The organism is Flavonifractor plautii ATCC 29863 (assembly GCF_000239295.1).
Lineage (GTDB): Bacteria > Bacillota > Clostridia > Oscillospirales > Oscillospiraceae > Flavonifractor > Flavonifractor plautii.
In genome coordinates, this window is record NZ_JH417833.1 from 45,735 (window position 1) to 52,623 (window position 6,889).

The window sequence follows — 6,889 nt, forward strand, 5'->3', positions numbered from 1 at the left end:
CAGGATTCCTGCGAAAAAATTGCTTGCCAGCGGGTAAAATTCCTCGCCGCTGGCCATATTGCTATTTTTCAAACAAGGCCTAGTCCTGGCGCGGCGGGCGGAGATGTGGTAGAATACCCCCGAAAGAAGGGATTGCATATGACGCTTTTGGAGCGCCTGGGGGGCCGGGAGGCCATCACCCGGGGCATCGTACACACCTTCCGCATCCTCTCCCGCCGCCCCCGCCCCTCCCGGCACGAGGAGGCCGCCGGGGAGGAGCTGGACGCATACCTGCGGGGGCTGGGCCTCTCCCCCGTCCGGGACGGGGCGGGCAACCGGATGGCCGACGTGCCCCCCGCGCCGGGCCGGGGACGCGCCCCCCGCCTGATCCTCCAGGGCCACCTGGACATGGTGTGCGCCGTCCGGCCGGGCAGCGGCTGGAACCCCCTCACCGACCCGGTGACGGTGGTGGAGGAGGGGGGCTTCCTCCGCTCGGACGGCCGCTCCTCCCTGGGGGCGGACAACCACCTGGGCAACGCGGCGGCGCTGTGGCTCCTGTCCACCGGGGCGGTGAACCACGGGCCCCTGCGCCTGCTCTTCACCACCGCCGAGGAGGTGGGGCTGGAGGGGGCCAAGGAGGTGGCGCCCGACTGGCTGGCCGGGGCGGAATACCTGCTCAACACCGACGGCTTTCACCTGGGCCGGGCGGTGGTGGGCTCGGCCAGCGGAAGGCGGGAGACCTGGGCCGCCCCGCTGGACGCCGGGCCGGCCCCGGCGCTCCCCGCCTGGAGGCTCACCCTCTCCGGCGGCCGGGGCGGCCACTCCGGCGACGACATCAACCGGGGCCGGGCCAACCCGATCAAGCTGCTGGCCGCCTATCTGGCCGGGCTGCCCGGCGGGCGGATCGCCTCCCTCTCCGGGGGCCTGACCCACAACGCCATCCCCGCCCAGGCCGAGGCAGTGGTATTCTGCCCCGCGGAGCCCGACCTCTCCCCCCTGCGGGGCGCCCTGGCCGACTACCGGGCGGCCGATCCCGGCCTGACCGTGGCCTGCGCCCCGGCGGAGAGGCCGGAGCGGGCGTGGACGCCGGCCTTCCAGGCCCACGTCCTGGCCTTTTTGATGGGGCTGTACCACGGGGTGTACGCCATGGAGCCGGCCTTCCCCGGTACGGTGGGGGCCTCCGCCAACCTGGGCCGGGCCGGGACCGAGGGGGATGTTTATGAGGTGTGCGCCTTCCTGCGCTCCGCCCGGCCGGAGTGGGAGGCGGAGCTGGCTGGCCGGCACATGGCCCTGGGGGCGGCCCACGGGTTCTCCCTGTCCGTCACCGGCTACCCCGGCTGGCCCGGCGACCGGGCCAACCCCCTGGCGGCGGTGCTGGGCCGGGTGTGGCGGGAGCAGACCGGCCGGACGCTGGAGCTCTCCGCCGTCCACGTGGGGCTGGAGCCGTCGGTGTTCCGGGCCAAGGCCCCGGGGCTGGTCATGGCCTCCGCCGGGCCGGACATTCTGGACGCCCACTCGGTGGATGAGCGGGCACCCCTGGACGGGCTGCCCGATTACGCCCTGCTGCTGGCCGGGGCGATGGAGGCCCTTTAGACGGGCGGCCGTCCACGCAATACAACAGGGTACAAGCAAGAAAGTACGCGCCGCCCGCCGGAGTTCCGGCGGGCGGCGCACATGTTTACGCGTAAATATGATCCAGGATATCCACAATCTGCGCCACGCAGCTCTCCTCGCAGGCGCCCAGGATACGGGCGCCCCACTGCTTGACCTCGGGGGCGCAGTTGGCGGGGGCGAAGGGGATGGCGGAGACGGCCAGCATGGGGATGTCGTTCTGGTTGTCCCCCACGCAGTAGATGTGCTGGGCGTCGATGCCCAGGCGGCGGGCCAGGTACTGCACCATGCCGCCCTTGCTGCTCCCCTTCCGGGTCAGCTCCAGCAGCACCCGGTTGGAGAAGATCACCTCGTAATGCTCTCCCCACCGCTCCAGCAGGTAGCGCTGGGTGTGCAGGAGGGTTTCATAGTCCTGCTGGAGAATGACCTTGCTCCAGGGCAGGGGGATATCCGCAATGGGCACCTCCCGGGCGGTCATGCCCGCCCGCTCCAGGTGGCGTTGGGTGACGGCGTTGGGCTGGTAGACGTAGATGGCGTCGTGGTGGTAGGCCTCAAAGCCGATGGTGGGAATGGCCCGGGCCATTTGCTGGAGATCCTCCCGCACCCGGTCGGGCAGAAAGGTCTCGTAAATCATCTCCCCTGTCCGGAAGTCGTACAGGGCGGAGCCGTTGGACAGAATCACCGGCGCGTTGATGGGTATGTGGCTGGCGTGGGGGGCGAAGTTGGGGCGGGCGCGGCCGGTGGCCACGGTGAAGGTGCCCCCCTCCCGGGTAAAGTAGGTCAGGGCCTCCACATTTTCCCGGGTGATGCGCATGTCCTCCCCGTAGAGGGTGTCGTCAAAATCGCTGACCAGCAGCACGCCGTTGAATTTGCCCAACTGATTCACACCTTACCTTCTCAGATCGGCCCCCGTCATATACGTTTTCAGCGGTGCATAGAGAATGCCAAAAATCACCAGACACAGGACAAGGTCAATCCCGACATAGCTGCCGTTGTAGATAAGGGAGTAGAGGGCGGGATTGTCGAATACTGTGCCGAAGATCTCCGTGGGGGCCAGAATTTTGTAAATGGTGATACCGCTGATATAGTGGACAACAAAGCGGGCGGCTCCGCCCAGCACGCTGCCCCAGAAGATGCCGTGGGGCTTGCCACGGCCCAGGCCGGCGATGCCCATAACACCGAAGGCGAGCACATAATCCAGCAGGATGGACTGCCAGCCCCAGCTTACCGCGCCCTGGATGAATACCTGGAGTACGCCGAAGGCAAAGCAGGCGATGAAGCCGCCTCCCATGCCCCAGCGCACGCAGAAGAACAGCAGGGGAAGCATCTCCAGCGAGATGGAGCCGCCCTGGGGCAGCTCAAATACCTTGAGAAGCCCCAGCACCAGGGCAAGGGCGATCATGAGTCCGCCTTCGCAAAGCATCCGCACCAGCAGATACATACGGCGGCGGCCAGGGGCTTTTGTGGTGACAGGTTCAGACATAGAGCTCATTCCTCCTAAAAAATGTACCGCAGCGCAAACCGGAAACAGCGCAATGCGGTACGGGAGAAACGACCTCTATCGTCGAATACTCTTCCTACGCCGGCATTACCCGGATCAGGTTTAAGGGACACGGGCGGCCATACGCCCTGATCTCAGCCGGACTTGCGTCCAGCGCCCCTGCGATTCGATTTGTTCTACGGTTATCCTAAAGTTTATACCAAATGGCGCAGCTTTGTCAACACTTGGGTAAAATAGGCAGGCAGCGGACACTCGACCGTGACCCGCTCCCCGGTGCGGGGGTGGACAAAGGAGAGCCTTCTGGCGTGAAGGCACTGGCCCGCCAGGCCGGGGACGGGCTTCTTGGCCCCGTATACCACGTCCCCCAGCAGGGGGTGGCCGATGGAGGCCAGATGCACCCGGATCTGGTGGGTGCGGCCGGTCTCCAGACGGCACTGAATATGGGTATAGCCGGGGAAGCGCTCCAACACCGTCCAGTGAGTCACCGCCGGACGACCGTTTTTCCAATCCACGCACATCTTCTTCCGGTCGGTGGGGTGGCGGCCGATGGGTGCGTCCACGGTACCGTGGTCCTCCCGCAGGCCGCCCACGCACACCGCCTCGTACTCCCGGTAAAGGGAGTGATCCTGGAGCTGGGCGGCCAGGGCCTGGTGGGCAAAGTCGTTCTTGGCGGCAATGAGCAGCCCCGATGTGTCCCGGTCGATGCGGTGGACGATGCCGGGGCGGAGGGCTCCGTTGATTCCGGAGAGTGATTCGCCACAGTGATATAACAGAGCGTTGACCAGTGTGCCGTCCGGATGGCCCGCCGCCGGGTGAACCACCAGGCCCACCGGCTTGTTGACCACAATCACGTCGGCGTCCTCATACGCCACGTCCAGGGGGATGGCCTGGGGGAGCACGTCCACCGGCTCCGGCTCCGGGAGGCGCACCTCCAGCACGTCGCCCTCGGCGGCCTTATAGTTCTTTTTCACCGGGCGGCCGCCGAGGGTGACCGCCCCCTCCTCCAGCAGGCGCTGGGCCGCCGAGCGGGTCAGCTCCGGCACCAGCCGGGCCAGGAGCTGGTCGGCCCGCTCCCCCGCCCGGTCAGCCCGCAGCAGAATCGGCTCCATGGCCCTCCTCCTTGCCGTGGAAGAAGAGGTAGTACACGCAGAACGCGATGCCACCCACCACCACGCAGATGTCCGCCACGTTGAAGACGGCAAAGCGCATGAACAGGGTCTCAAACATGTCGGTGACGTAGCCCAGCAGGGCCCGGTCGATCAGGTTGCCCACCGCCCCGGCCAGCACCATGGACAGGGCGGCCATGGCGAAGGGGCGGGGAAAGACCTTTTTCACCAGAAGCACCACCAGCAGGACGGACACCACCAGGGACACAATGGTCAGAATCCAGGTGTGCTCCTCCAGCAGGGAGAAGGCCGCGCCGGTGTTCTGCACATAGGTGAGATGGAGAATATGGGGGAGAAAGGGGACGTCTCCCCCCAGGGGGATGTTGGCCCGCACCAGGAACTTGACCACCTGGTCCAGTACCACCAGGGCCACCACGAGAACGGCGTATAACATGGGCAAAGGGCTCCTTTTCTTCGGTTTTGTTCTATTTTATCACGGCCTGCCGCCGGGGGCAACCCGGAAGATCGGATGTAGATTCCAATTGAAGAAACAAGAAAAATCTGGTATACTGGGGCAAAAAGCCGAAAGGTGGTGAGTGCGTTGGATGAAAGGCGGACCCTTTCGTTAAATGTGTTCCTGAATACCCTTGAGGAGGGCTGTAAAAACGAGCGGCGCTACTGCTTCATCCTGGGCGCCGGGGCCTCCAAGACCTCTGGTATCCCCACCGGGGAGGAACTGGCCAAACAGTGGCACGGGGAGATTTTGGAGCAATGCTCCAAGGAGGAGATCAAGGAGCTGAAAAAGCGGCTGGGGGTGCGCTCGACCAAGCCGTCCAGCCGGGCCTATTTTGACCTCTATGCCATGCGCTTTTTTCCGGACTATCAGAACGGCTCCGCTTTTCTGGAGCGGACGCTGGAGCGCGCCCAGCCCAGCCTGGGCTACTATCCCCTGGCCGCCCTGCTGGCCAACACGCGCAACAACCTGGTGATCACCACCAATTTCGACAGCCTGGTGGAGGACGCCCTGTTTATCTACACGGATAAAAGGCCCATCGTCATCAGCCACGAGCTGCTGGCCCAGTACATCAACTTCAACACCAGCCGGCCCATCATCGCCAAGCTCCACCGGGGCCTGTTCTTTGACCCCCTCAACCGGGCCGAGCAGGTCAACGGCCTGTCGAAGCAGTGGAAGGATATCCTGCGGGAGGCCTTCAAGCGTTATACCCCCGTGGTGATCGGCTATGCCGGGGGCGACCACAGCCTGATGGACTTTCTGAAGGAGACCGAGTGCCTGAGCGGCCTCTACTGGTGCTACCGCCACGACGAGCCGCCGGAGGAGATTCAGAAGGTGGTGGAGCGCCACAGCGGATACTTTATCCCCATTGAGGGCTTTGACGAGATGATGTACCTGATGGGGCAGCGGTTCGGCTATACTGACCCCTGCGAGCATATCGAAAGCGCGGCCGAGCAGCGGGTGAGGGACTATCAGGAGCAGGTCAAGGCATTTCAGGAGAAGCTGCGGGCCGCGGAGACCCCCAGCGAGACCCAGAGCGCCATCCTCCGGGCCATGGACGCCAAACAGCGGGAGGAGCTTCAGCGGCTGGACCGTCGCATCGAGCTGGACGAGGAGGACGGGGAGGCCTACTGGGAGCGGGGAAAGCTCTACTATTTTGCCAACGACTATGCCCAGGCGCTGGAGGACTTCACGAAAGCCAAAGAGTTGGGAATGGAGGACAGCAAGCTCTACTGGTATAAGGGGTTTTGCTACAGAAGGTTGGGAGAAACAGAGCTGGCAATCCGGGAATACAGCCGATCGCTGGAACTAAAGGAGACTTCGGAGGTGTACCGCAATCGGGGCCTGTGCTTTACCACTGTGAAGCTGTATGACAAAGCTGTCCTTGACTTCACCAGGGCAATCAAACTGCCACCGGGGGACAAGAGGCTTTACAGGGAGCGGGGCAGCGCTTACCAAGCTCTGGAGGAGTATAAAAGGGCCCAGGCCGATTATGAGAAGGCGCTGGAGCTGGAACCGGCCGATGCGGAGCTCTATACGACCTTGGGAGATGTGCAGGAAAGGCTTGGAGAGGTACAGGAGGCCCTGCAGAGCTACCAAAAGGCCATCCAGATCGACCCTAATTATGCAAGAGCCTATAACAACCGGGGGGTTGTATACTTGTCCCAGATGGAGACAGAAAAGGCGCTGGCCGATCACCGAAAGGCGGTCAAACTCGCGGGAGATAGGGCGCTTTATCATGTGAACGTGGGAATTGTTCTCAACAGGCTGGAGCGATACAGCGAGGCGGTCACAAGCTGTAACAAGGCCATCAAGCTGGATCCAGGGTACGCCAAGGCATACGACATCCGTGCCGATGCCTATGAGGGTCTGGAGCAGACAGAGAAGGCCGAACGGGATTGGGAGACCTACCGCAGCCTGACGAAAAAAACGGAAGAAGAGGAGGACACGCCGCAGGCATAGCCTGCGGCGTGTCCTTTTGCGCGGGCGCGCCCTGCAGCCGCGGCGTAGGGGCGGGGCTTGTCCCCGCCCAGGGGGCCGATGCGGACAGAAGATAAATTGCCTTGAAGGGGCAAGCGGGGCCACCCTGGTGGGTGGCTATACGGGAAGGGAGAAAATACAGGCTTGTAGGGGCGGGTGCCCACCCCCGCCCGCGGGCGGCCACAAGGGCCGCCCCTA

At 64.2% G+C, this 6,889-nt stretch carries 6 protein-coding genes and 1 riboswitch; of the genes, 2 read left to right on the top strand and 4 right to left on the bottom strand.

All coding sequences use genetic code 11. The features are described 5' to 3' along the window. The first annotated feature begins 138 nt into the window (after nt 1–138). On the top strand, nt 139–1,572 hold the full coding sequence (locus tag HMPREF0372_RS15130; protein ID WP_039997741.1) for a M20/M25/M40 family metallo-hydrolase: 1,434 nt from the start codon (nt 139–141) through the stop codon (nt 1,570–1,572). Between the two features lie 85 nt (nt 1,573–1,657). Here HMPREF0372_RS15130 and HMPREF0372_RS15135 read toward each other — a convergent pair whose 3' ends face one another. From HMPREF0372_RS15135 to lspA, 4 genes are all read right to left on the bottom strand, one after another. After that, nucleotides 1,658–2,476, bottom strand: coding sequence for an HAD-IIB family hydrolase (locus HMPREF0372_RS15135; RefSeq protein WP_007494342.1), 819 nt, complete (start codon nt 2,474–2,476; stop codon nt 1,658–1,660). Between the two features lie 3 nt (nt 2,477–2,479). Next, nucleotides 2,480–3,073, bottom strand: coding sequence for an energy-coupled thiamine transporter ThiT (locus HMPREF0372_RS15140; RefSeq protein WP_050810509.1), 594 nt, complete (start codon nt 3,071–3,073; stop codon nt 2,480–2,482). A gap of 74 nt (nt 3,074–3,147) precedes the next feature. Continuing rightward, a riboswitch (TPP riboswitch) is annotated at nt 3,148–3,262 on the bottom strand. A 23-nt stretch (nt 3,263–3,285) separates the two neighbouring features. Beyond that, nucleotides 3,286–4,200, bottom strand: a complete 915-nt coding sequence (locus HMPREF0372_RS15145; RefSeq protein WP_007494347.1) for an RluA family pseudouridine synthase — start codon at nt 4,198–4,200, stop codon at nt 3,286–3,288. Next, complete coding sequence (lspA, locus tag HMPREF0372_RS15150; RefSeq protein WP_007494350.1) at nt 4,175–4,651, bottom strand: signal peptidase II; 477 nt, start codon at nt 4,649–4,651, stop codon at nt 4,175–4,177. Before lspA ends, HMPREF0372_RS15145 begins: the two co-directional genes overlap by 26 nt. A gap of 138 nt (nt 4,652–4,789) precedes the next feature. Between lspA and HMPREF0372_RS15155 the strand changes: the two genes are divergently transcribed. Continuing rightward, on the top strand, nt 4,790–6,673 hold the full coding sequence (locus HMPREF0372_RS15155) for a tetratricopeptide repeat protein (RefSeq protein ID WP_007494352.1): 1,884 nt from the start codon (nt 4,790–4,792) through the stop codon (nt 6,671–6,673). The last annotated feature ends 216 nt before the right edge of the window (nt 6,674–6,889 follow it).